The organism is Chryseobacterium sp. GVT01B (genome assembly GCF_019970045.1).
Classification (GTDB): domain Bacteria; phylum Bacteroidota; class Bacteroidia; order Flavobacteriales; family Weeksellaceae; genus Chryseobacterium.
This window is the reverse complement of record NZ_JAHXYI010000001.1, coordinates 426,210-452,280: the sequence shown is the minus strand read 5'-3', so window position 1 is coordinate 452,280 and position 26,071 is coordinate 426,210. Positions and strand designations below refer to the sequence as shown.

At 36.1% G+C, this 26,071-nt stretch carries 26 protein-coding genes; 11 read left to right on the top strand and 15 right to left on the bottom strand.

What is annotated here, in order from left to right; translation table 11 throughout:
* Window positions 1–199: 199 nt before the first annotated feature.
* From LC457_RS02090 to rsfS, 8 genes are all read right to left on the bottom strand, one after another.
* A complete protein-coding gene (locus LC457_RS02090; RefSeq protein ID WP_223598407.1) occupies window positions 200–520 on the bottom strand; it encodes a helix-turn-helix domain-containing protein in 321 nt (106 codons plus the stop codon).
* A gap of 1 nt (window position 521) precedes the next feature.
* Window positions 522–935: a transposase gene (locus tag LC457_RS02085; RefSeq protein ID WP_223598406.1), complete on the bottom strand. Its 414-nt coding sequence runs from the start codon at window positions 933–935 to the stop codon at window positions 522–524.
* A gap of 97 nt (window positions 936–1,032) precedes the next feature.
* The gene (locus tag LC457_RS02080; protein WP_223598405.1) at window positions 1,033–2,025 is read right to left on the bottom strand and encodes a Two component regulator three Y domain-containing protein; all 993 of its coding nucleotides are present in this window, start codon (window positions 2,023–2,025) and stop codon (window positions 1,033–1,035) included.
* 430 nt (window positions 2,026–2,455) lie between these two features.
* On the bottom strand, window positions 2,456–3,112 hold the full coding sequence (locus tag LC457_RS02075) for a phosphatidylserine decarboxylase family protein (protein WP_223598404.1): 657 nt from the start codon (window positions 3,110–3,112) through the stop codon (window positions 2,456–2,458).
* Window positions 3,113–3,116: 4 nt separating this feature from the next.
* Window positions 3,117–3,989 carry a phosphatidate cytidylyltransferase gene (locus tag LC457_RS02070; protein WP_223598403.1) on the bottom strand — a complete coding sequence of 291 codons (873 nt, stop codon included), beginning with the start codon at window positions 3,987–3,989 and terminating at the stop codon, window positions 3,117–3,119.
* 25 nt (window positions 3,990–4,014) lie between these two features.
* The gene (locus LC457_RS02065) at window positions 4,015–4,596 is read right to left on the bottom strand and encodes an LUD domain-containing protein (protein WP_047422252.1); all 582 of its coding nucleotides are present in this window, start codon (window positions 4,594–4,596) and stop codon (window positions 4,015–4,017) included.
* A 136-nt stretch (window positions 4,597–4,732) separates the two neighbouring features.
* The gene (gene ftsH / locus LC457_RS02060; protein ID WP_223598402.1) at window positions 4,733–6,754 is read right to left on the bottom strand and encodes an ATP-dependent zinc metalloprotease FtsH; all 2,022 of its coding nucleotides are present in this window, start codon (window positions 6,752–6,754) and stop codon (window positions 4,733–4,735) included.
* A 21-nt stretch (window positions 6,755–6,775) separates the two neighbouring features.
* A complete protein-coding gene (gene rsfS, locus LC457_RS02055; protein WP_047422250.1) occupies window positions 6,776–7,141 on the bottom strand; it encodes a ribosome silencing factor in 366 nt (121 codons plus the stop codon).
* An 87-nt stretch (window positions 7,142–7,228) separates the two neighbouring features.
* Between rsfS and LC457_RS02050 the strand changes: the two genes are divergently transcribed.
* A complete protein-coding gene (locus tag LC457_RS02050) occupies window positions 7,229–7,942 on the top strand; it encodes a biotin--[acetyl-CoA-carboxylase] ligase (protein WP_223598401.1) in 714 nt (237 codons plus the stop codon).
* Here the strand turns inward: LC457_RS02050 and LC457_RS02045 are convergent.
* From LC457_RS02045 to LC457_RS02030, 4 genes are all read right to left on the bottom strand, one after another.
* Window positions 7,936–9,048 carry an LptF/LptG family permease gene (locus LC457_RS02045; RefSeq protein WP_223598400.1) on the bottom strand — a complete coding sequence of 371 codons (1,113 nt, stop codon included), beginning with the start codon at window positions 9,046–9,048 and terminating at the stop codon, window positions 7,936–7,938. The genes LC457_RS02050 and LC457_RS02045 overlap by 7 nt on opposite strands.
* Window positions 9,049–9,054: 6 nt before the next feature.
* Window positions 9,055–10,185, bottom strand: a complete 1,131-nt coding sequence (tgt, locus tag LC457_RS02040) for a tRNA guanosine(34) transglycosylase Tgt (RefSeq protein WP_142717246.1) — start codon at window positions 10,183–10,185, stop codon at window positions 9,055–9,057.
* A 63-nt stretch (window positions 10,186–10,248) separates the two neighbouring features.
* Complete coding sequence (locus LC457_RS02035; protein WP_223598399.1) at window positions 10,249–10,617, bottom strand: DUF4296 domain-containing protein; 369 nt, start codon at window positions 10,615–10,617, stop codon at window positions 10,249–10,251.
* A gap of 5 nt (window positions 10,618–10,622) precedes the next feature.
* A complete protein-coding gene (locus tag LC457_RS02030; RefSeq protein WP_047422245.1) occupies window positions 10,623–11,339 on the bottom strand; it encodes a polyprenol monophosphomannose synthase in 717 nt (238 codons plus the stop codon).
* A gap of 242 nt (window positions 11,340–11,581) precedes the next feature.
* On the opposite strand from LC457_RS02030, the gene LC457_RS02025 reads away from it, so the two are divergent.
* The 5 genes from LC457_RS02025 (at window position 11,582) to LC457_RS02005 (ending at window position 15,972) form a co-directional block, all read left to right on the top strand.
* Window positions 11,582–12,250 (top strand): DUF4271 domain-containing protein, encoded by a 669-nt coding sequence (locus tag LC457_RS02025; RefSeq protein ID WP_262904041.1) that lies wholly within the window; start codon window positions 11,582–11,584, stop codon window positions 12,248–12,250.
* A 12-nt stretch (window positions 12,251–12,262) separates the two neighbouring features.
* Window positions 12,263–13,003 carry a uroporphyrinogen-III synthase gene (locus LC457_RS02020; protein ID WP_149834373.1) on the top strand — a complete coding sequence of 247 codons (741 nt, stop codon included), beginning with the start codon at window positions 12,263–12,265 and terminating at the stop codon, window positions 13,001–13,003.
* A 171-nt stretch (window positions 13,004–13,174) separates the two neighbouring features.
* Window positions 13,175–15,220 (top strand): S9 family peptidase, encoded by a 2,046-nt coding sequence (locus tag LC457_RS02015; protein ID WP_223598398.1) that lies wholly within the window; start codon window positions 13,175–13,177, stop codon window positions 15,218–15,220.
* 7 nt (window positions 15,221–15,227) lie between these two features.
* Window positions 15,228–15,590 carry a four helix bundle protein gene (locus LC457_RS02010; RefSeq protein ID WP_223598397.1) on the top strand — a complete coding sequence of 121 codons (363 nt, stop codon included), beginning with the start codon at window positions 15,228–15,230 and terminating at the stop codon, window positions 15,588–15,590.
* A gap of 40 nt (window positions 15,591–15,630) precedes the next feature.
* A complete protein-coding gene (locus LC457_RS02005) occupies window positions 15,631–15,972 on the top strand; it encodes a hypothetical protein (protein WP_047422243.1) in 342 nt (113 codons plus the stop codon).
* Between the two features lie 120 nt (window positions 15,973–16,092).
* Here the strand turns inward: LC457_RS02005 and LC457_RS02000 are convergent, their stop codons facing one another.
* The gene (locus tag LC457_RS02000; RefSeq protein WP_223598396.1) at window positions 16,093–16,584 is read right to left on the bottom strand and encodes an SRPBCC domain-containing protein; all 492 of its coding nucleotides are present in this window, start codon (window positions 16,582–16,584) and stop codon (window positions 16,093–16,095) included.
* Window positions 16,585–16,785: 201 nt separating this feature from the next.
* On the opposite strand from LC457_RS02000, the gene LC457_RS01995 reads away from it, so the two are divergent.
* The 5 genes from LC457_RS01995 (at window position 16,786) to LC457_RS01975 (ending at window position 23,037) form a co-directional block, all read left to right on the top strand.
* Window positions 16,786–18,330 carry a sensor histidine kinase KdpD gene (locus LC457_RS01995; RefSeq protein WP_142717251.1) on the top strand — a complete coding sequence of 515 codons (1,545 nt, stop codon included), beginning with the start codon at window positions 16,786–16,788 and terminating at the stop codon, window positions 18,328–18,330.
* Window positions 18,331–18,485: 155 nt separating this feature from the next.
* A complete protein-coding gene (locus LC457_RS01990; protein WP_002982671.1) occupies window positions 18,486–19,172 on the top strand; it encodes a response regulator transcription factor in 687 nt (228 codons plus the stop codon).
* A 72-nt stretch (window positions 19,173–19,244) separates the two neighbouring features.
* The gene (locus tag LC457_RS01985) at window positions 19,245–19,880 is read left to right on the top strand and encodes a hypothetical protein (RefSeq protein WP_374200529.1); all 636 of its coding nucleotides are present in this window, start codon (window positions 19,245–19,247) and stop codon (window positions 19,878–19,880) included.
* Window positions 19,881–19,899: 19 nt separating this feature from the next.
* A complete protein-coding gene (locus LC457_RS01980; RefSeq protein ID WP_223598394.1) occupies window positions 19,900–20,262 on the top strand; it encodes a hypothetical protein in 363 nt (120 codons plus the stop codon).
* Between the two features lie 69 nt (window positions 20,263–20,331).
* Entirely contained in the window at window positions 20,332–23,037 is a 2,706-nt protein-coding gene (locus LC457_RS01975; RefSeq protein WP_223598393.1) for a TonB-dependent receptor domain-containing protein, read from the top strand.
* 212 nt (window positions 23,038–23,249) lie between these two features.
* Here the strand turns inward: LC457_RS01975 and LC457_RS01970 are convergent, their stop codons facing one another.
* Both LC457_RS01970 and LC457_RS01965 read right to left on the bottom strand, forming a co-directional pair.
* Window positions 23,250–23,747 (bottom strand): phosphoheptose isomerase, encoded by a 498-nt coding sequence (locus LC457_RS01970; RefSeq protein WP_223598392.1) that lies wholly within the window; start codon window positions 23,745–23,747, stop codon window positions 23,250–23,252.
* A 23-nt stretch (window positions 23,748–23,770) separates the two neighbouring features.
* Window positions 23,771–26,053: a GH92 family glycosyl hydrolase gene (locus LC457_RS01965; RefSeq protein WP_223598391.1), complete on the bottom strand. Its 2,283-nt coding sequence runs from the start codon at window positions 26,051–26,053 to the stop codon at window positions 23,771–23,773.
* Window positions 26,054–26,071: the final 18 nt, after the last annotated feature.

Here is a 26,071-nt window from a genome sequence, read left to right as displayed (position 1 = left end):
CGCAATACTACTCACGCGTAGTAAAACTCACAAAATCACAGCAAATTCGGAGCGCATGGAAATACAGATAGAAAGTTGAGTTATTTCATTTAATTCAATAATAAATTCAAAAAATTACAACCAACCAAACACAAAAACAATTATTATTTGCTTATCAAAAAAAATAATTTAATTAAGCCCAATGAACTACAATGTCATTTCATATTTTAAAGACAGCTTTCCATTTGGCAATGGTATTTCTGCTTATTTTAAAATGACAGCCAAGCTGAAAATTGCTAAGTCCGTTTTTTTTCTGATATCTGAGAATTTCCAAAATGGATTCTTCATCATAAGAGCGGAGTCTTTGACTTTTGAATCCAACTGCATATTCCGGATCACCAAAAATCAATTGATTAAACTTTAGAATATCAATCGCTGAATGTAATCTTTCCAACTTATTCCTGATGGTTATATCTATTAGTTTTTCCGGAAACTTTTCCTTAAGAATATCGGTATAGATCTGCTTATAGTCAGGTATCATATTATAGTTTTTTCATCCATTTGTATAAAGTTGTTTTGGGGATCTTATATCTTTCAACAACTTCATTGGCAGTCATTGCTCCCATTTCTATTTTTTCAAGTATAAAATTCTTTACCTCCTGGGTATAAATACTTTTCCTGAAAACTATGGAACTCCCCTTTTCTCTGAATTCATTATCAATTCTTGACTGCGGAGCATACAAAATAAGATGACCGGTATAAAATCTAAAAAAATCAAACTTTAATAGCTTACACCATTTCATCAATATATCCGTATCAATACTTTTTGCCTGATACATCATTTCTACATCATCTTCTGTTCTGTCTAAAAATCGGGAGATCCTTTCTATTGAAATCTGATGTTCCACTACTTTGGATCTTATCAGGCTTCCAATATGAATGTTCTTAATATTCATCACAATATTTTTAAGTAAAAATATTGACAAGAAAAACAAAAAATACCACCCATCGGTACTCAACACTACGTATGAGTAACAAAAATCGGAATTTTGTTTAAATTTTAATCAAAAAGCTGTTGATATTGATATCAGAGGATATATTCAGTTTTTTTCTAATCCTGTATTTTTTACTTTCTACTGCCCGAATACTGTTATTGGTACACTGCGCTATTTTCTTGGTATCAAAATCAAGTTTCATTAAAGCACAGAAATACAGCTCAGAATGAATAAGGTTAGGATTTATTTTTAAAACACCCGGTATAAAATGAGGGAAAAACACCTGGAATTTTTCAAAAAAAATGGGAGAATTACTTTCTGCCAGATTTAAAATTTCCTCAATATTTTCCTCTGAAAGATGGTTGATAAGCATCTGATGTTTCATCAGTTCCGTGTTTGTTTTTACCAGATCTTTAATGGTAGAATCTTTCTCTTTTTTATCAGAAATCAAGCCATGAATCAGTGCATCTTTCTGAGTAATAAAAACAATATCCATCAGGAAAGAGGCAATGGAAAATAAAATATTCAGCAACTTTATTGTTTTAAAATCCCCGGCTTCTATAAATTGACTCTTAGGCAGGAAGTCAAAATCAAAATACAGACATACAATAAAATTAATACTGATCATAAACGTAATGAAAAAAATAGCAAAAGCGTCTTTTTTATAGTTCAGAAAGAACGGAACGGCAAACAAGAGACAAAAATAAAAATACTCTACTCCCGCATTTTTGTAAGTATAAATATTAAAGAAACTCACTATAAAAGTCAGTAAGACAAATATAAAGAGGATGGAACTTTTCAAGACATTTCTAAACCGTTTTGTCTTCCCTTTTAACGCCATTAGAAACAACCAGAAAAAGGTAATAACCGTAAGAAATGTTGAGATCAGCATATCCCCGAAAAAAGTAATAATAAAAACGGAATAAAACAGGAAGATGAGAAACAATAAAAGCAGGTAACGGTTAATAAGATTCAGATAGTTGCTGTCAAAGTCATCATCCGTTTTCTCCGTTTCATCATTAATCATCTTAAAGAAAAACTTATAAATCATCTTGTTGTTTTTTTATGTTTTCACAAGCTCAAGTTGGCATTTGTACTACTGACAGCATAAATTTCCCAATATTAATAGCTTTTAAATAAAAACTCACAAAACAAAATATAGGTTTGTAATTTTTAGCGATAAAAGAATATGATTTGTGTTTTCCAGTTACAATTTACTAAAATCCAACATTTAAATTATCAAACAAAAGACATTTTCATAAAAATTAATGTCTGTTTATTTTACCTCTTTTAAAAGTTTAAATAGCTTGTGTATTTTTTAATATGCAAAATTATAAATACAAACAAAAAGGTATTCTTTCCTTGATACGCAATATTACTCATGCGTAGTTAAACTCAAATGTGCAGTTTAGTCCCTTCATCCTTCAAATAAAAAAGAGAGCCAGGAAGGCTCTCTTTTCAGTTTATATATGATAAGATTCTTAATTTTCTTTCAGTTTGGCAATAACATCCAAACCTCCTTTTGTAATATCTCCGATCTTACAGATAATCTCAGTGTCCAAAGGCAGGAATACATCCATTCTGGAACCGAATTTAATAAATCCGAACTCATGTCCGGCTTTTGCTTTATCGCCTTCATTACAATAGAAAACAATCCTTCTGGCCACATATCCGGCAATTTGTCTGAAGACCACTTTATGATGGGTCATAGTTTGTACAGCTACAGTAGTTCTTTCGTTCTCTGTAGAAGACTTTTCATGCCATGCTACCAGATATTTTCCCGGATGGTATTTTTTGTAAATCACTTCACCCGAAACCGGATATCTACAGATGTGAACATTTAGCGGTGACATAAAAATAGAAACCTGAATAGCTTTCCCTTTTATAAATTCATCTTCATCCACTTCTTTGATCATTACCACTTTTCCGTCCACCGGAGCTATCACGTTTTCTTTGTGATCTAAGATATTACGATCCGGAACTCTGAAAAACCAGAAAACTAAACTGTAAATAACCAACAAGGGCATAATGATCAGCAGGGACCATATTTTAAGGAAATAAATTGCTAAAGCGCCCAAAATAATAAAAAGTATGGTCGCAACGGTAATTGTTCCTTTTGATTCTCTATGTAATTTCATGAGACTAAATAAATTTTTCTAAAATAAAGTACAAATATACGACAGGAACGCAGATAATAAAACTATCCAGTCTGTCTAAAACTCCTCCATGCCCTGGAATGATGTTTCCACTGTCTTTCACACCGAAATTTCTTTTCAATTGGCTTTCTACCAAATCCCCTAATGGAGCAAAAGCAGCAACCAAAAATCCTACAACCATCCAATTCCCTCTCAATTCAGGCTGATAATGTTCAATAAAGTAGGATAAAACCAATGTTAACACTACACCTCCTGCATATCCTTCCCATGTTTTTTTAGGGGAAATTTTAGGAGCCATTTTATGTTTACCAAAAAACTTTCCTACCAGATAAGCAAAGGTATCGCTACTCCAGATGAGGATAAACAAGAATAAAACTTCCAGTGAGAAAGTATCACTATAGCTCGAAAACTTTGGCAGTCCCAATGCAAAACTGAATGGGAGCGCTACGTAAATAACGGTAAAAATAAGTTTCCCGCTGTCGAAGTATAATTCGTTGGGATATTTGAATAAAGTAACCACAGCAATCCCAATTAGAGCCAGCGCCAGTATTTCACTGAGTCTGAAATCAAAAAAGAAATCGTGGCTGAAATATCTTTTGGAAAAAATATAGAATATAAAAATGACCAATGGATATACGATCCATTTTTCATAGCCGTTTCCAAACTTCATTATTTTGACACATTCCCATGTTCCCACAATCAGTAACAGACTCATTAAGCCATAAAAAAGATACTGTTGTTTGATAAGGCCCGGGGCAATGCTGTTCAACAGTTGCGCTCCCAGCGGAGTCGAACAAAGAATAATGACGGCTACATAAACTATACCTGATACGGTTCTTTGAATGAGATTTTTATCCAAAATTTAAAATTTAGAAGTGGTTTGCTTAATCTTCAAGCAATAATAAAAACAGTTTTGTATTGGAATTGGAAGAACTGTCCATTTTTGACTGGCTTCCACTGATGGAAGTAAGGTTCTTGATATTTCCATTTCTTTTTATTTTTCCCATGGCATCATTCAGGTTGTTCACAATCTGAGAAACATTGGCAATGATGATAATTCTATCGGGAAGTCTTGAAGAATGATAATGAAGAATATTATTGTGTGAAAGCATGATTCTGCCATCATAGGCGATCAGGTATTCACAAGTAATGAATGCAGCGTCATTAGATGGCTGCAGTTCTGACGTGTAAGAAGTCTTCACAACGTTCAAAAAGTTATGAAGTTCTTTATCCCAACAGAAAAGATTGTGGATACCTTCTATTTTGATAATTTGATTTAAAGTTTGTAGAGCCTCCGCTTCATCTGCACAATAATTAAAAAATCCCCCCGAATGCGTAAATAATTGCGCAAACTTATAGTCAAGATCCGCATTTTTCAGCGAATCCCCAAGCTTCTCCAGGCTCTGTTTGTCCTCTTCTTCAGGCTGGTTGGTAAGTTTGCTTACAATCCTCTTGAATAAATTCAACTTAATCTATTTTTAGTCAACTTTATACAAAAATAGAAAATAAATTACAATAGAGTCCAAAATATCTCTTTAAATATGAAAAAACCTGACAATTTTGGAGTTGTCAGGTTTTGGTAAGGTTTATTTTTTAAGAATCTTAAAGCTGTGTCGGGCTTTCTGGAGCCTGTATTTCGCTTTCTTCTTCTTTATCTTTGATCTGAGGTGTTTCCACTACTACCGACTGATCTTTTTCAGGAATCGTATTGGTAACGGGCTTCTCTGTCAATTCAGGATCCCATGCTCTTTTTCCGAATATTTCTTCTAAGTCTTCACGGAAGATCACTTCTTTTTCTAACAATTTATTGGCCAGAGCATCCAGTTTATCTTTATTTTCTTCAAGAATCCTTACTGCTCTTTCGTACTGATTTTCGATAATCAATTTGATCTCCGCATCAATTTTAGTAGCGGTTTCTTCAGAATAAGGTTTTCCAAAAGAATATTCAGACTGTCCTGAACTGTCATAATAAGAAATATTACCAATATTGGGGCTTAATCCGTAGATAGTCACCATAGCCTGTGCTCTCTTCGTTACTGTTTCAAGATCAGAAAGTGCTCCTGTAGAGATATTGTTGAAGATTACCTGCTCTGCTGCTCTACCTCCTAATGTTGCACACATTTCGTCCAACATTTGCTCAGTAGTGGTCAATTGTCTTTCTTCCGGAAGATACCATGCTGCTCCTAAAGAACGTCCTCTTGGAACAATCGTTACTTTTAAAAGTGGTGATGCATGTTCTACCAGCCATGAGATGGTAGCGTGACCTGCTTCATGATAAGCAACTCTTCTTTTTTCAGATGGCTTGATGGCCATATTTTTCTTTTCAAGTCCACCAATAATTCTGTCTACCGCATCCAGGAAGTCCTGCTTTGTAACAGAAGTATGGTTATATCTTGCCGCGATTAATGCTGCTTCATTACAAACATTGGCAATATCTGCCCCACTGAATCCAGGAGTTTGTTTTGCTAAGAAATCTCTGTCTACATTATCATCAAGCTTGATCTTTTTCAAGTGAACATCAAAGATCTGTCTTCTTTCGTGAAGCTCTGGAAGATCCACGTAGATAGAACGGTCAAAACGACCTGCTCTCATTAATGCTTTATCAAGAATATCCGCTCTGTTGGTAGCCGCCATTACAATTACATTGACGTCTGTTCCGAAACCATCCATTTCAGTAAGAAGCTGGTTCAATGTATTTTCTCTTTCGTCATTTCCGCCAGAGAAGTTGTTTTTTCCTCTTGCACGTCCGATAGCATCAATCTCATCAATAAAGATGATCGCCGGAGATTTTGCTTTAGCCTGAGCAAAAAGGTCTCTTACTCTGGAAGCTCCTACCCCAACAAACATTTCAACGAAATCAGAACCTGAGAGTGAGAAGAACGGAACTTTAGCTTCACCCGCAACGGCTTTTGCCAATAACGTTTTACCCGTTCCCGGAGGGCCTACTAAAAGGACACCCTTAGGAATTTTACCTCCCAGTTTTGTATATTTTTCAGAGTTTTTCAAGAAATCCACAACTTCCTGAACTTCTTCTTTAGCTCCTTCCAATCCTGCAACATCTTTAAATGTCACCTGAATTCTTTCTTTTTCGTCAAAAAGCTTTGCCTTAGATTTACCGATAGAGAAGATTTGTCCGCCAGGGCCTCCGCCACCACCCATCTTTCTGAAAAGAAGGAAGTAGAATAATCCCAGAATCGAAATCCAGACCAGTGCAGGAACTAAGATGTCCATTAATGCACTTTTTCCTGTTCCGTAATCTTTTGTTGTTTTAATAACCGGATTGCTGGCTTTCACCTGCTCAAATTTCTGAAGGAAAAGTTGAAGGTCTCCATATTTTACAGAAAAATCTGCTTTAGGAGCCATTTCAAAGGCAGAAAGAGGGTTATTTTCTTTTCCGGCTTTGGAAACCATTGCCGATTTTGCTTCTTTTGTTAGGAAAACATCAGCTTTCTCTATGTCTTTGTATATAATTATATTCTGGACTTTCCCCGCCTGCATTTCTCTAAAGAAACCATCTTCATCAATAGATTTTGCACTGTCACCTCCAAGGAAATTGGAGCCAAAGAAGAGCAAAAGAGCTATGATTGCAATTGGAAAGAACCAGTTGAATCCTTTATTATTCATTTAGACTTTTTAAAATTTTTATTATTGATTTTCAATTTTGGTAATGACTGCGTCACCCCAAAGCTCTTCTATATCATAGTACTCACGTACCTGCTTCTGAAATATATGAACCACCACTGAAACGTAATCTACCAATACCCACATTGCATTTTCAGTACCTTCTACATGCCAAGGTCTGTCCTGCAGTTCGTTTCTTACTTTTTTCTCAACACTTCCCGCCAATGCAGCTACCTGTGTATTTGAGTTTCCACTACATATCACGAACGTTTCTGCTACGGAGTTTTCGATGTTGGAAAGATCGAAGATCATAATGTCTTCTCCTTTTACATCCTGGATAGCTTCAACGATTTTATCTATTAACGCTTGTTTTTCTGCTGTTTTATTCATTAAAAAAATACTATAATCTGCAAATTTATTGTTTTTTCTTTACTTTAACCTTACTTTTACCCTCTTAATGTCTTAAAGTTTTCTTAAATGAGCCAACTCTTCTATCTGAAAGAATGTTCTTCTACTAATGACGAAATATCAAAGTTTTTACTTTACGAAAATTCAGATTTTATTGGACTGCATACTTTTAATCAAACTAAAGGTCGTGGTCAGTATGGAAATGTCTGGACTCAAACTGCCGGAAAAAACCTGGCTTACACGCTGGCAGTCAATACCCAGAACATCTTGTGCTCCGACTTTATATTCAATTATTATACCGCAATGATTATCCGGGATTTCCTTGCCAAATTGTCTGAATCAGAGGTAAAAATAAAATGGCCGAATGATATTATCCTTAAAGGTAAAAAAATCGTTGGAATTTTAATAGAAAAGAAAAAAATTAATCAAAATAATTATTTTATCATAGGAGCCGGAATCAATATTCTACAGGACAAATTTGATGAAATATCCAATGCAGGATCGCTCCTGACACAGACAGGCATCCTATTCGACCTGGAAGAAGTTTCATTAAACCTTCATGAATATGTATCTGAGAGGCTGAAAAACATTCCTTCTGACCAGGAAATCATGAATGGATTCAATGCCAACCTTTTCAGAAAAGATCAGATCTCTGTCTTTGAAATTGAAAAAGAGCGACAAAATGGCATCATCCGAAATGCAGACGAAAAGGGTGAACTCTGGATCGAACTGGAAGACGGAATGCATTCCTTTTATCACAAGGAAGTAAAATTACTTTACTGATTGGCTCTTTTGATATACAGATAAAGGGTAAGCGGTAAAAACACCATATTTGGCAGCCACATGGCTACAGCAGGAGACAAGCTTTTATTTTCTGAAACTACTTTCAAGGCTTCAAATGAAAACACGAAAATAAAGGCCAATGAGATTCCTATTGCAAGGTTTATTCCCAATCCTCCTCTTTTCTTTTGTGATGACAGGGAAAGCGCCAGGAATGTCAGAATAATGATAGAAACTGGCATTGAAGTTCTTTGATGAAGTTCATTCAGATAAGAATTCAGGTTACTGTTTCCTCTTGCCTTTTCTCTTTCAATGAATTTCAGAAGTTCGGGTGTCGTTTTATTTTGACCCAAAAGTTCGTTAGGGAAAAGTTCTTCCGGCGAATGTCCGTAGTTTTTCCTTAATTCTATTCCGTTGCCTAGCTTCTCTGTATTGTCTTTATTGATTGTTTTTTCCAGATAATTATTGAGAACAAACTGTTTTTTGGCTTGATCCCAATACACTTCGCTTGCTTTCAGCTCATAGGTCATTTTTCTGTCTTTATCATATTTCTGATAAACGAAACTAGATCCTCTTTTTTCTCTTTTATTCCAGGAATCAACAAAGATATATTCTGTTTTGCTCAGCTGTGAAGAGGCTGGAGCTGTTCCTAAAATCTTTTCTTTATTGGCGGCATTATAAGTGTATGCTTCCAGTTCATTTTTCTTGATATTCGCCCAAGGGAGGACCATATGATATACCACAAGGGCAATCAAACCAATAAAAATGGATGTTACAAGATAGGGCTTGGAAAACCTGTAAAAACTGGCTCCACTACTGATAATAGCAACAATTTCGGTATTATTTGCCATTCTGGAGGTAAAATAAATCACCGAAATAAATACCAGAATGGAGAGGAAAGTCACTACAAGATTAATAATCCAGAAGGGATAAAAATGTACCAGGAAATACATCAGATCCAGTTTCGGATCAATGGCTTTGGCGTTTTCTATCCTTGGAATCTTTTGCTGAACATCGATTACCAATACGACTATAGACAATAACACCAACATGAAACTGAAAGTTCCAAGGTATTTTTTAATGATATATCTGTCTACAATTTTAAGCATATTCTCTTATAATCTTTGTCTAAGAACCGGTACTATGGAGTTTTTCCATTCGTAGAAATCTCCGGCAATAATATGTTCTCTGGCTACTTTTACCAGATCAAGATAGAATGCAAGATTATGAATCGAAGCAATCTGTTTTGCCAGATATTCTTTAGATACGAACAGGTGGCGAAGATACGCTTTTGAATATTCACGATCTACGAAACTTGTTCCAAATTCATCCAAAGGCGAAAAATCGCGCTTCCATTTTTCATTTTTAAGATTCATCACCCCCTGCCATGTAAAAAGCATTGCATTTCTTGCATTTCTTGTCGGCATTACACAATCCATCATATCAATTCCTAATCCGATAGATTCCAGGATATTCCATGGAGTTCCTACTCCCATCAGATATCTTGGCTTTTCTTTTGGAAGGATATCCGTCACTTCATCTGTAATTCTGTACATTTCTTCTTCAGGCTCTCCAACGGAAAGTCCACCGATGGCGTTTCCTTCGGCACCTGCTTCAGAAATAACTTCTGCAGAAATTTTTCTGAGATCAGAATAAGTAGACCCCTGAACAATTGGGAAAAGTCTTTGCTTATACCCATACAATTCAGGATTATCATTTGTCCATTCAATACATCTTTTCAGCCAACGGTGTGTAAGCTCCATAGATGATTTCGCCTGGTTATAATCACAAGGATAAGGAGTACATTCGTCAAAAGCCATGAAAATATCGGCTCCGATCTGTCTTTGAATCTCCATTGATCTTTCCGGAGAGAACATGTGGTAGCTTCCGTCGATATGAGATTTGAATCTCGCACCTTCTTCTGTCATTTTTCTGTTACTCGCCAGTGAAAACACCTGAAAACCTCCTGAATCGGTAAGAATAGGAAGATCCCAGTTCATGAATTTATGTAAACCTCCTGCATCCTGCATCGTCTCCATTCCCGGACGAAGATAAAGGTGGTAAGTATTTCCCAGAATAATCTGTGCTTTAATGTCTTCTTTTAATTCTCTCTGATGAACTGTCTTCACACTTGCAACAGTTCCCACAGGCATAAAAATAGGAGTTTGAATCTTCCCGTGATCTGTGGTAATTTCCCCTGCTCTTGCTTTTCCTTCAGAGGTTTTTTCTATATTAAAAAATTTCATCTTTCTACTTTTTTAATTCACCTTTTTATCAGTGATTCCTTATAGGTTAGAACTCCGTCCGCATTATCTCACCAAAGGGGGCACAACAGCGTTCTGTTTCAGTTTATCCTTCACGTATTTATCTGCTTTGGGATCTTTTTTCAGCAGTATTTGCTGTGCATCATTGGTAATCCCATCCATTTCTTCTTTGATCACATAGTATTTGAAACTTTCTACAAAGTCTTCAGATTTCACTTTATGCGACTTCAGGACAGCTCTTGTACCGGCTTCCATATTTTTGTCAGGATATACAAAGATCGCCTGATCGTTGATCGCAAGATCTGCAATGATTTCTGCCATTAGGTCTTTATCGATCAGATTTTTAGGCTTATCTATATAATCGCTGCACGAAAACAGGCTCAGCAAAACGAAAATAAAGATTAACTTTTTCATCAGTTTCATAATCTGTTGATGATTGATTTCCATTTTAAGTTCAGTACTCCAAAAACCGCTTCATGAATAATTCCACCGTTCATTTTGCTTTCTCCTAAAATTCTGTTGGTAAATATAATAGGAACTTCTACAATTCTGAAGCCTTTCTTGAATGCTCTGAATTTCATTTCTATCTGAAACCCGTAGCCTTTCAATCTTACATTATCCAATCCTATTTCTTCCAATACTTTTCTTGAAAAACAAACAAATCCTGCTGTAGTATCATGAATCGGAAGACCTAGTACAAATCTTACATATTTTGAGGCAAAATAAGAAAGCAGGACTCTTCCCATGGGCCAGTTGACCACGTTCACTCCTTTTGAGTATCGGGAACCGATGGCCATATCGGCATTCATACATGCTTCAAACAATTTCGGCAGGTCATTAGGATTATGGGAAAAATCGGCATCCATCTCAAAAATATAATCGTATTTATTTTCGATAGCCCATTTAAATCCGTGAATATATGCCTTTCCCAACCCGTCTTTCACATGTCTTATTGAAAGATGCAAATAATGCGGATGTTTCTTCTGCAATTCTTTTACAACCTCTGCTGTTCCATCCGGGGAAGTATCATCCACAACTAAGATATGAAAGTCGTCCTCCAATGCAAAAACCGCGGAAATAATATTTTCAATATTTTCCTTTTCGTTGTATGTGGGGATAATGACGAGTTTTTTCATTTCAGTTTGCAAAGATAGTTTATTTAACCTTTTTATTTTATACAAAATAATCTATAATTTTGCAAAAATATTTCTCAGGGATTAAGCGGATGAAACAGAAACTTTTATTCAACGGATCTGAACAATACGTAAAATCGATGAGAGCAAATATTTTAACTGCGGATACATGAAACAGGTGAAAGTAAAATCTGTGCCGGATTGTGCTATCAGAAGTTAAATAATAAATAATAAAAACTTAAATTTTGCCATCATCACAACACTTCATCAATCACGTAAGAATACCTGAGAACAATGACTGGGTAATCTTTATCCTCGTGGGCTGTATATTTTTATATGTTTTTATGATGAACGTCATAGAAAGGGATGCCAGTCTCAGGGATTTTCTGCTTCAAAAGTATTTTGATGCCAGCAACAACCTTCCCAGCTGGATTATCACTTCTTGTGTGACGACCCTCACCCTATCTGTTCTGATCTCACAGTATATTCCTATTGTACCGAAATACATTGCCGATCTTCAGCTTTTGGGGTATCAGCTTAATAAATTTGGGTATACTTTGCTGGCTGTGTTGTTTTTTTATTTAATAAAATCAACATTTGGTTTTTTATTTTATCAAAGTATAGGGGACGGAAAAAAATGGACTATTTTTTATTTTACCTCCACAAAATTTTATTTTATCCTTACATTTTTGTTAATAATTCTTTGTGTAGCCCATTATTACTTCCCTATCGACAGAAATAAAATGTTCTTGTATTATTTGTGTTTCTTTTCTTTTGTATTCATTTTCAAAGTTTTTTTCTATTTATTTCACAAGAACAAGATTCTTCCTGAAAAATGGTATTATAAATTTTTGTATATTTGCACCCTCCAAATCGCACCATTATTATTGCTTTGGAAGTTGTTATTTTTTTAATAAATGTCAATGATGAGAATAAAGTCTATATTGGTTTCTCAACCAGCGCCTAGTGAGTCTTCTCCATATTTGGATATAGCGAAGAAGGAAAAAATAAAGATTGATTTCCGTCCATTTATCCACGTCGAAGGAGTTGACAATAAAGAGCTCAGAACACAGAAAATAGATCTGACGCAGTATACCGGTATTATTTTTACCAGTAAAAATGCGATTGACCATTACTTCAGACTTGCGGAAGAACTTCGTTTTGCCGTTCCGGATACAATGAGATATATCTGCCAGTCGGAAGCAATTGCCAACTACCTTCAAAAGCATATTGTGTACAGAAAAAGAAAAATCAGCTTTGGGGAGAAAAATTTCTCAGACCTGCTTCCTCTTTTCAAAAAATTCCCAACTGAAAAATATCTGTTGCCATCTTCAGATGTTTTAAGCCCGGATATTGTGAAAACCATGGATGCATCTAATGCAGACTGGACAAGAGCAATCATGTACCGTACCGTATGCAGCGACCTTACAGACATCAACATTAAAGATTATGACATGTTGATCTTCTTTAGTCCACAAGGAATCAAATCGCTACAACAAAATTTCCCTGACTTCAAGCAGGATGAAACCAAGATCGGAGTTTTTGGAAACACGACGTTGGCTGCTGCAGAAGAAGCTGGATTAAAAGTAGATTTAATGGCGCCTACGAAGGAGACTCCTTCTATGACAATGGCCCTTGAAAAGTATATTAAAGCACTTCATAAATAGTCTTTAATTATAAAAATACCATCAACCATCTTTTCAATAAAGGAAAGATGGTTTTTTTTTACCTAAATTTGAACGAAAATTAACATTGAATGAGACGTCTGCATAAATTGCTTACTTTCAGAAGGAAAGTATAAAGACAAACTCTGCTCAATAAAAAATCAAAATATCCGGATGAAAGCTCCACAGGCAAAAAAAATAGAAAAAATAATAGAAACCCACGGCGATAAAAGGATCGATAATTACTTTTGGCTGAATGAAAGGGAAAACCCTGAAGTCATCAAATATATTGAAGAAGAAAATGCCTACGAAGAATTCATCATGAAAGATACAGAGGCTCTTCAGGAAGAGCTTTTTGAAGAGATGAAAGCCCGTTATAAAAAGGATGATGAATCTCTGCCTTATTTCTTTAATGAATACTGGTATATTGTACGTTATGAAGAAGGCAAGGAGTATCCTATTTTCTGCAGAAAGCACAAAAGCCTTGACAACGAGGAGGAAATTGTACTTGATGTTAACATACTGGCGGAAGGCAAAGAATTTTTTGAAGTAGGAAGTGTAGCGGTAAGCCCCGGTAACGAACTGGCTTCTTTTTCTTCTGATGACGTAGGAAGAAGAATTTATACGCTTAATTTTAAAAATTTAAAGACAGGAGAAATTTTACCGGACACTATTCCAAATACAACAGGAAAAGCAGTTTGGGCGAATGACAACCAGCATGTTTTTTACATTAGAAAAGACAAGAGTCTCCGTGCATTCCAGGTATACAGACATCAATTAGGAACTGATTCTTCAGAAGACATACTGATTTTCCATGAAGAGGATGACACTTTTGATGTCAACGTATTTAAAACAAAATCTTTACAATATATTTTCATTGCAAGTTCAAGTACTATTTCTGATGAACATCGTTTTATTCCTTCTGACAATGTATTTGCAGAATGGACGGTAATACAGCCAAGAATTGATGATCTTGAATATTCAGTAGAGCATTATGAAGATGAATTTTACATCATTACCAATGCTGACGATGCGATCAATTTTAAAATTGTAAAAGCTAAAATTGATAATTGTGGTATGGAAAACTGGGTAGATGTTATTCCACACCGTGCTGAAGTTTTGTTAGAGGGCTTTGAAATTTTCAAAGATTATCTGGTTCTTGAGGAAAGAGAAAGAGGATTGCTTCAGATCAAAATTATTGATGAGAAGACACAGGAATCTTATTATTTACCATTCTCCGATCCTACTTATACAGCTTATATCGGAATTAATCTTGAATTTGATACGGAAATTTTACGCTACGGTTATACCTCTCTTACACAACCTAGTTCTACGTATGAGTATAATATGAAGGACAAAACCACAACACTGCTGAAACAACAGGAAGTACTGGGTGGAAAATTTGTTCCTGAAAATTATATTTCAGAAAGAATATGGGCAGATTCGAGGGATGGAAAGACCAAAGTTCCTATTTCATTAGTATATCATAAAGACACCAAAAAATCGGCTGATACGCCACTTCTTCTTTATGGATATGGGAGTTATGGACATACCGTTGACGCCAGCTTCTCAAATGTAAGATTATCTATTCTTGACAGAGGCTTTATTTATGCTATTGCCCACATCCGTGGTGGAGAATATTTGGGAAGAGAATGGTATGAGGACGGAAAAATGTTATTCAAGAAAAATACATTCTTTGATTTTATAGATGCAGGGAAACATTTAATCAAAGAAAATTATACTTCATCGAGACATATGTACGCGATGGGAGGAAGTGCCGGAGGTCTGTTGGTAGGCGCTGTGGTCAATTACGAACCTCAGTTATTCAACGGAATTGTAGCACAGGTTCCTTTCGTAGACGTTGTTTCCACAATGCTGGATGATACGATTCCTTTGACTACCGGAGAATATGATGAATGGGGAAATCCAAATGATGAAGAATACTACCATTATATGAAAGACTATTCTCCATATGATAATGTAGAAGCTAAAGATTATCCACATATGCTGATCACAACAGGATTCCACGATTCTCAGGTGCAGTATTGGGAACCTGCCAAATGGACGGCAAAACTTAGAGAACTAAAGACAGACAATAATATTTTAGTCTTTAAAACTGACATGAGTTCCGGACACGGAGGAGCAAGCGGAAGATTTGAATCTCTGAAGGAAGATGCATTAGAGTATGCATTTCTGTTGAAAATAAATGATAATTCATAAATGATCAATGATGGATAGCCTTGATTATAACACAATTTTTGCTTCTAAAACAAAGCAGCTAGCCGTCACTATTATTAAGGAATTATCTAAACAGCCCTATAACGAAGCGTTTTCAGTTATCAGAAAGCAAATATACAGATCTTCTACATCCATGGCAGCCAATTACAGAGCCATGTGTAGAGCAAGATCAAAAGCTGAAAGATTTTCTAAAATATCCATAGTGATAGAGGAAACTGATGAAACTTTATTTTGGCTTGAAATGTTGGAAGAACTGGAATATGTTCAAAAAACAATTTTAACAGATATAAAAACAAACACTGAAGAAATACTGAAAGTAACTTCTTCGTACAGAAAAATGCTAAAGGAATGACTTTATCATTTATCAATCATTATTTATTATTTATCAAATTATGATCAACGAGTCCGAATATTGGAAAAAAATAGAACAGTTCTTCGAAGACAATTTCCAGACTGAGAAGAACCCGCCCATAGAAACCCTTTTATTTTTGATCGGGTTGCAGGAGTTGGGAAGCGGCCAGCAGAAATATACTAAAGAAGACAAGGTAAACCTGATTCATATTGCTGTGTGCAGATTGCTTGAGCCTTTTGGCTATTATAAATTCACACACTATGAAGACGGATGGCCTCAGTTTGACAAACTGGAAGACCTTCCGGAATTAAAGCCCAATGAGCAGAGCTTACTTATGAAAAAGGCGATTATTCATTACTTCCAGGAAGAAGAGCTTTTGTAAGAGCTGGAAGCTGGAAGAAAGAAGCAGGAAGTTAATAACTGTATATAAATAAAAAAGAGGGTTTTTCTATGGAAAAACCCTCTTTTTTATAAATAACTGTATTCTATACATTTTCAAATTTTATCCAATCAGTTCTTCAAGTTGACTGAGTCCCATAGTAAAACCTTCTTCAAATCCCATCTCCAAGATTTTTTTCATAACTTCCTCAGAATGGTAATGGATATTGATCGTCACTTTGGTTCCCTCTTCTACTCCGGTAAAACCGAGCAGCCATTTTGACCTTGGAAAATCTTCATTGATTTTTCCTTTTTCATCACAGAAAGCACTCATCCAGTCAAGACTTCTGTGTTCCGTAATTTCGCCATACTGAGACTGAGCATACATAGGTCCTTTTTCACCGTTTGGTCCTATCATGGCGTACATCCAGATTCCACCTGCTCTGAAATCCTGTTTTACCGTTTGACATCTCCAGGGTTTAGGTCCCCACCATTGATCCAATAATTCGGATTTGGTAAAGTGATTCCATACTGTTGAAACATCAGCTTTATAGATTTTCATGACATAAATAGAGGCTGCATCAAAATCTTTGTTGAAAATGATATTAGATTCCATATATTTTTATTTTTAATAAAGTTAGCACTTTATTTATTGAAAGGGACTTTTCATATGACAAGTAAAAGATAATTCATAAATAATTGTTAAAAAACACTCTTTTAAGAAAAATAAAACAATTATTTGGCTCGTTTTTTGTTTATGTAGTCTTAAAACAATTAATTTTAACATTCATTTTTCCAAAACATATATAATTAAATAATGAATAACAAATTCATCCCAATAATTTCAGTGTTTATGACGATCTCACTGATTGTCTTTGTGACGCTCCAATTTTATTGGTTGAAAGGCTATTACGGTGTACTGGAACAGGATTTTTCAAATAAAGTGTATGCAGTTTTGGAAAGTACTTCAAAAAGTATTGAAGAGATTGAAGCCGACAAATATCTGAATCAGGATTATAAGGACTTCAGAAAAAATATTCTTGCGAACAGCAAACAGCCGTCTTTAACGACTATTCAACAGGTTGAAGACTCCGGTACTCAGAGACAGATTATTTACTCCAAAAATATTATTGAAAAAACGCAGCTGCCGATTTCTCAAAAAGGAGATTCTATCAAGCTGACAACATTATATACAGACGAGGCAGCCTATAAAATAAAAAGAGATACCACTAATCGTGAGCTTCTTACCACAGATATCAATCAGGAGATTGAAACCGGAGATTACTCCATGAAAGAATTTGTGAAAGTATATGGTAATAATCTCCCTATCACCAAAAGAGTGGATCCGAAAACGCTTGATTCCGTGATTGCTAAAGAACTTAAAATAAGAGGAATATCTGCCAAATTCGGATATGGAGTTCTTGACCGCAACAACAAGCTTACAAGCATTGTGAATAAAGCTTACAAAGAGAAGAAGGACAGTAACATCTACAGTTTTCCACTTTTTGCAGATAAAAAAAATACACTGTACAGCCTCGCATTGGTTTTCCCTAAAAAAGAATACTCACTGGCGATGAACAACTGGCCAATGCTTTTAGGAACTTTTCTTTCTCTTCTTACTATTCTTGGAATTTATATTATTTCCATCAATTATATGATGAGACAGAAAAAACTTGCTGAAGTAAAAACAGACTTCATCAACAACATGTCTCATGAGTTCAAAACACCATTGGCAACCATTTCTGTAGCAACGGATTCTTTAGCGAATGATAAAATTGCCACCAATCCGGATAAGGTAAAATATTATTCAGAACTCATCAAGCAGGAGAATTTAAGGATGAAAAAACAGGTGGAAAACGTACTTAATATGTCCAAGCTTGAAAGAAATGAAGTGGAATTGTTTTTAAAAGAAACCAATGTAAGAGAATTGATCAAAAGAACCACAGAATCTTTCAATCTGATTGTACAGCAAAGAAACGGTTCGCTTACCCAGAAATTCAACGCCACCCATTATAATTTTAAAATAGACGAATTCCACATTTCAAACATGCTGGTCAACTTACTGGATAATGCCAATAAATATTCTCCTGAAGCACCGGAAATACATGTGGAAACAAGAAATGAAGGACACTGGTATATCATTGAAATTTCCGATAAGGGAATGGGAATGGATACTCAGAATAAAACCAAAATTTTCGAAAAATTCTTCAGGGAAGAAACCGGAAATATTCACAACGTAAAAGGACAGGGATTAGGCCTTTCCTATGTAAAGAAAATTGTAGAACTGCACAAAGGACAGATTATCGTAGACTCTCATAAAGGAAATGGAAGTACGTTCACGATAAAACTGCCAATGAGCTAGAAAAATAAATGATAGATGATAAGCGATAAATGATAAAAAGATTTCTTTCATATCTACCATCATTTATCAATTATAAAGTTTAAACCAAATATCAAAATATAGAAGATAGAGTGAGGAAGTTCATTCTTAATGTTAATTATTAATTATTAAAAGTTATGAGCAACAGAATATTATTAGTAGAGGACGATCAGAGTTTCGGGGCGGTGCTTAAAGATTATTTAACCATCAATAATTTTGAAGTAACACTGGCTACTGATGGGGAGCAGGGACTTAAAGAATTTACAGAAAATGAATTCGACATCTGCATATTTGACGTAATGATGCCTAAAAAAGATGGGTTTTCATTAGCTGAAGATGTAAAAAAGATTGATAAAAATACACCGATCATATTCCTTACAGCAAGAAATATGAGAGAAGATATTTTGAAAGGATACCAGCTGGGAGCTGATGATTATATCACAAAACCTTTTGATACTGAGCTTCTTTTATACAAAATCAAGGCTATTCTGCAGAGAAGTTCTACATTGGAAAATGAGGAACAGGAGCAGTTTAAAATCAGTAACATTTTCTTTGATTCTATGCTGAGACAGTTGAAAGTAGGTGATAAAGAATACAAACTTTCTCCTAAAGAAAATGAATTACTGAAGCTTCTTTGTATCCACAGAAACGATTTCATGCCTAGAGATCTTGCTTTAAGAAAAATCTGGAAAAAGGAAAATTACTTTACAGCAAGAAGTATGGACGTATATATTGCAAAACTTCGTAAGCTCTTAAAAGACGACGAAGGATTGGAGATCATCAACGTCCACGGAGAAGGATTTAGACTTTTGGTAAAAAATTAATCTAAAAATCAAATTATAAATATAAAATTAGCAAAACAATTGAAAATGTTTTGCTAATTTTGTTTCATACCCATGGATATGAAGAATACATTTATAGGTTTGATCGCCGTATCACTATTAGCTACATCTTGTAAGAAGGATGAAAAAGCAACTTATTTAAAAGAAGAAGCCAACGCCGGACAACCCAGCGTAGCTCTTAATACAACCTCAAAAACATCACTGATGGATCAGGCAGGTATTCAATCTTCCTCTACTCCTGCTCCGATGGCTACCGCTCCAGGAATGAACCCTCCACATGGACAACCTGGCCATAGATGTGACATTCCGGTAGGACAACCGCTGAACAGTAAATCTGCTGCTGCTCCAGCTTCACAAAATATAAATACAAACGGAAATAATATTGTTCAGATTGATCCGAATGCAGTAGCACCGGGAAAAATCACTCTTGATAATAACGGGAAGCAGGCAAAAACTGCTCCGGGGATGAATCCTCCACACGGACAGCCCGGACACCGATGTGACATTCCTGTAGGGCAGCCATTAAACAGCAAACCTGCACCAGCTCCTCAACCAGCCCAAGATGTAACAACTCCTGCTCCAGCACCTGCTGCACAGAATCTGGCAATGGGAGAAAAACCTAAGTTAAACCCGGCACACGGAGAACCTTGGCACAGCTGTTCTCTAAAAGTTGGTGATCCTTTGCCATAAATTTCTTATTTTTGCAGATATGAAGCTGTTTCATCTACTTGTAATTGTATTTTGTCTGGGATTTTTTTTAATTCCCAAGGACAATTTCTATGCACAGGCAATGCAGGAAACATGCTGTAAAGCAGAATCTTCGAAAAAAAGTGACTGCTGCAAAAATCATTCTTCAAAAAAAGACAGCGAACATGACAAAACAAAATCATGTAATGATGACTGCTGCTCATCATGTGTTGCCTGCTATACTTTTATTGAAACTCCTTTCTCAAAAAATCTACGTCTGGAACTATCTTATTACAAAGCGAATAAGAATGCCCAGTTCCGATATTCAGATCCTTATCTTTCAGACCGTTTAAAGGAAATCTGGCAGCCGCCTAAGATAGGTTAATTAAAATACCATGGGTTCATTATACTCTATAATGAACTGATTTTTAATTAATTTAAACTTTTAAACAAAATGAAATTACCAATTTCCAGGTTTATACTTGGTGCATTATTCCTATTTACACAATTTATATCTGCTCAGACACTTGCAAAAAATCAGTTCAAGGTAAAAGGGAACTGCGAAATGTGCAAGACAAGAATTGAAAGTGCTGCCAAAAAAGCAGGAGCTAAAACAGCAGTTTACTCTGTTGATCTTCAAACCTTAACTTTAGAAACGGACAAGGTATCTACAGATGATATTCTTCAAAAAGTGGCTGAAGCAGGCCATGATAATGAAAAATTCAAAGCTTCAGATGCTGTTTACAATAGCCTTCCGGGATGTTGTCTGTATAATAGAGATTTGCAGCCATCCCAAGCGGAAACTCATCACGAACACCATACAAATGCCAATGTTTCTGTTAAAAAAGAAAATGAATTCTATGTTAGAGGAAACTGTTCTTCTTGTAAAGCAAGAATTGAAAAAGCATCAAAAGATGCAGGAGCCACTGCTGCAGAATGGAATGCAGAAAAACAAACCGTTATTTTAAATTTTGACCCGTCAAAAACTTCAGCAGATAAGATCTTAAAAGCGATTGCCGATGCAGGTCATGATAATGAAAAATACAAGACTTCGGATGCAACGTACAATGGGCTTCCGGGATGTTGCCTCTATGATAGAGATTTTACTTTTGGTGAAGCCAATCCAAAGGTACATTATGAAGAAGAAACAAAGCAGGGAGATCATAAAGACCACGAGACTTCACCAGCTAAAGAAGACCACTCCCAACATGAAAAAAACATTGACGGTGTAGTGGTAACAGGTTCTAAAGCTGCAACTTCATTGAGCAAGAAAGAAGCAGGTCTTGTTTTTAATATTGATAAAAAAGAACTTTTAAAAGCAGCTTGTTGTAATCTGTCTGAAAGTTTTGAAACCAATGCAACAGTTGATGTTTCTTTCAGCAATGCCGTTACCGGAACAAAACAGCTGAAAATGCTTGGATTGGATCAGAAATATACCAGCTTAACAAAAGAACAATTGCCCGAAATCAGAGGTTTGGCTTCTGCCTATGGATTAAATTTCATTCCGGGAAGATGGATTGAAAGTATCCAGCTTACTAAGGGAGGAAGTACTGTAACAAATGGTTACGAAAGCATCACAGGCCAGATTAATACCGAACTTTTGAAGAATGCAAAAACTCCGGAAACTTCACTGAACCTTTTTTCTGACTTCAATGGAAGAGCGGAAGTGAATATTACCAATGTTTCTCCTATCAACGATAAATGGTCACAAACTTTCCTTCTTCACGGGAACGGAACTTTCGGGAATACGGATATGAATGATGACGGTTTTCTGGACAGACCGAAAGGAACTCAGATCAATGCCGCCTATTTATTGAATTATAATGATCTTGAAAAATCAGGATTCGGATCTCACTTCGGAATTAATTTTATCAGAGATGAAAGAACGGCAGGACAAATTGGTTTTAATAAAAAACTGGCTCAGGACAAACAGCCTTTTTATGGAGTAGGAATTGATATTTCAAGATTCCAGGTTTGGAATAAAACCGGATACGTTTTTAAAGGAAAACCATACCAAAGCATCGGATGGATGAACCAGTATGTGTATCACCAGCAGGATAGTTTCTTCGGACTGAGAAATTATGCAGGACAGCAGCACACGTATTATTCCAATTTAATCTTTGAAAGCATTATCGGGAATACCAATCATAAGTACAAAGCTGGAGCAAGTTTCTTGTATGACGGTTATAAGGAAACTTATTTGTTGAACGACCTGAAAAGAAATGAAATTGTACCGGGAATCTTTGCGGAATATACTTTAACAGGTTTAAAATATACTTTAGTAGCGGGAACCAGAGTGGATTTTCATAATCTGGCAGGAACTCAGTTTACCCCAAGGCTAAATTTCAAGTATGATTTCACGCCTCAGACTATTTTAAGACTTTCAGCGGGAAGAGGATTCAGAACAGCGAATGTATTTGCGGAAAGCCAGCAATATTTTGCATCGAACAGAGCTATTAACATTTTATCCAACGGAGGAAATATTTACGGCCTAAAACCTGAAATTGCCTGGAACTACGGTGCAAGTTTACAACAGGAATTCAAATTATTCGGTAGAAAATCCAGTATCATCGCTGATTTCTTCAGAACAGATTTCCAGGATCAGGTATTAGTGGATCTTGACAAATCTCCTCAGCAGCTGACATTCTATAATCTGGAAGGAAAATCGTTTGCAAACTCATTCCAGACTCAGTGGGATTTCACTCCTTTCAAAAACTTTGATGTAAGACTTGCTTACAAATACTATGATGTACAGGCAGATTATATCGGAGGAAGAAGAGAAGTTCCTTTTATGGCAAAGCACAGAGGATTTGTGAATTTAGCCTATTCTACCAATAAAAATAACAATGGAGGATTCTGGAGCTTTGATACGACTTTAAACTGGGTAGGAAAACAGAGACTTCCTGATACTTCAAGTAATCCGGCAGAGTTTCAGTTGCCAACGTATTCGGAATCTTATGCGGTTCTTAATGCTCAGATCTCAAGAAACTTCAATAAAAAGATCAGAGCTTATGTAGGAGGTGAAAACCTTACTTCTTATTATCAGAAAAATGCGATTGTTGATTTTAAAAATCCTTTCGGAAATTATTTTGACGGAGGAATGGTATACGCACCGATTATGAAGGCCAACTTTTATGTAGGACTGGATGTGACGTTTTAAGGCGGGAAGCTGGAAGAATGAAGCCTGGAGTACTATTAGTCGGTAAATTTCTTATTAGGGATACCTTACTGATATATGTTCTCTGAAATTCATCAGTAGTAACGGAGGAAATCTAAAAGTTACGTAAACCTACAGGAACTTCCTTCTTCCAGCCTCAAGATTCCTTACTAATAAAAAGAATCGGCTTCGATATTGAAGCCGATTCTTTTTATTTATCTTCCAAAGTCATCCTGTACTCTTACGATATCATCTTCATCGGAAGGATTGGACGCATCGGTGTGCTGCCAGATTTCGGCTACAATTCCCCAGCCTGTAAGACCAATTAATCTGTGTCTTTCCCCCTGCTGAAGTTTTACCTGATCTTTTGGTCCATATTCTCCCAATTCTCCTTCTTCATCGGTATTGCTTCTTTTGATCCCTACAGTTCCTTCCACTACCTGCCAGATTTCGGCTCTTCTGTGGTGATACTGCCAGCTTAATCTTGCTTCCGGAGCCACGATAAGAATTTTTGGGCTTAGCTTCCCTCCTATTCTCAAGTTGTCTACATCAATCCCATCAAAATACTGATTGGCAAAATCCTGCGCCTGTGTTTCATCAATTACAAAAAAACCACCCCATGGTCTTGTATCATCTTTAGCTGCAATAGTAAAACCTTGTGTCTGCAGCATGTTCTCTACTCTATCGAATATTTCTTTTTTTTCTGTACTCATACAGCTATATTTTTAAATTAAAATTATTTATTTGATTCTTCTTTTGACATTGAATATGGAAAATCTTTTTCCTGTGAACCTCTTTCTTTATTTGGTTTGTTATCCATTTTAAAGTCTAACACAGCTCCTTTCATCAACTCTTTATGGCTCAACCAGTTTTTGGAATAAGGCTGTTGGTTTACATTCAGTGATTTTACATATAGATTTTCGGAATTATTTTCCGGAGCTTTTATTTCAATTTTCTTACCATTTTCAAGATGAATGGTGGCTTCTTTAAATAATGGTGCTCCCAACACATACTGATCTGTTGCCGGGGTTACCGGATAAAACCCAAGCGCTGAGAAAATATACCATGCAGAAGTCTGTCCGTTATCTTCATCTCCGCAATATCCATCCGGAGTGGCATGATATAATTTATTCATTACCTGTCTTGACCAATATTGAGTCTTGTAAGGTGCTCCTGCATAATTATACAGATAGATCATGTGCTGAATAGGCTGGTTTCCGTGGGCATACTGACCCATATTCATGATCTGCATTTCTCTGATCTCATGGATAACACCACCATAATAACTGTCATCAAAAACAGGAGGTAATGAGAAAACCTCATCGAGTTTGGCTTCAAATTTCTTTTTTCCACCCATCAGTTCTGACAGTCCGTCAATATCCTGGAAAACAGACCATGTATAATGCCAGCTGTTTCCTTCTGTAAACGCATCACCCCATTTGAAAGGGTTGAAAGGTTTCTGGAAGTTCCCGTCTTTATTTTTACCACGCATCAAACCTGTTTCCTTGTCAAAGACATTTTTATAATTATAAGCTCTCTTCTTATAAATATCAATTTCTGAAGCGGGTTTCCCCAATGCTTTTCCTAGCTGATAAATTGAAAAATCGTCATAAGCATACTCTAATGTTCTTGCCGCATTTTCATTGATTTTCACATCGTAAGGCACGTAACCTAATTCATTATAATACTTTACTCCTGCACGGCCTACTGCTTCTATAGGACCTTCGTTATTCGCTCCGTGTTTTACCGCCTGCCAAAGAGCTTCCGTATCGTATCCGCGAAGTCCTTTGATGTAAGCATCTGCAACAACGGATGCAGAATTGTTTCCAATCATAATATCAGAATATCCCGGGCTGCTCCATTCTGGTAAGAATCCGCCTTCTTTGTAAGCATTAGCCAATCCTTCCTGCATTTCTACATTGATGCTTGGGTAAACAAGGTTAAGGAAAGGGTACAAAGCACGGAAAGTATCCCAGAATCCGGTTCCTGCAAACATTCTTCCGTCAACAATTTTACCGTTGTAAGGACTCCAGTGTTTTATTTTATTCTGAGCATCCACTTCATAGAGTTTCTGCGGGAAGAATAAAGTTCTGTACAAAGAGGAGTAAAAGGTTCTCATCTGCTGATCTGTACCTCCTTTTACGTCTATTTTGCCTAATGTTTTGTTCCAGATATTTTTAGCATCGGTTTTTACCTGTTCAAAATTTTTGGCTCCGATTTCTCTTTTCAGATTCAGTTCTGCCTGTTCAAAACTGATGAATGAAGAGGCTATTTTTGCATAAACCGTTTCTTTATTTTTAAGCTTAAAACCTACGACAGCTCCTGTATGATCGCTGGTAATTTCTAATTGGTCATTAACCAGCTTATCGTCTTTCCAGGTTTTTGTCAGTTCAAAATCTTTATCAAACTGAACGACGAAATAGTTTTTAAAATTATCATATTTCCCGGTAGAATATTTTGTAGTATACCCAATAATTTTTCTTTCTTTAGGTAAAATTTTGATGTAAGAACCTTTGTTCAAAGCATCTACGACGATGTAAGCACTGTCTGTCTTGGGAAAATCAAATTTAAAATAGGAAGCTCTTTCTGTAGGTGTAAATTCTGTAGTTACATTGATGTCCGCAAGGTATACACTATAGAAATAAGGAGTTGTAACCTCAGCTTTGTGACTGAACCAGCTCGCTCTGTCGTCTTCTTTAAATTTCACTTTTCCTACTCCCGGCATGATGGCAAATGCGCCGTAATCATTCATCCAGGGAGAAGGCTGATGCGTTTGTTTAAATCCTTTTATTTTATCTGCATCGTAGGTATAAGCCCATCCGTCACCCATTTTACCGGTCTGCGGCGTCCAGATATTCATTCCCCAGGGAAGTCCGACTGCCGGATAGGTATTTCCGTTGGATAAGGAAGGCTTGGACTGCGTTCCCATTAAAGGATTCACATAATCTACGGGAGATATGTTCTGACCCAGGGCCCACGCCTGTAACAGCAGTAAGCAAGTAGAAAATATAAACTTCATTGTATCGTTTCGTTTGTT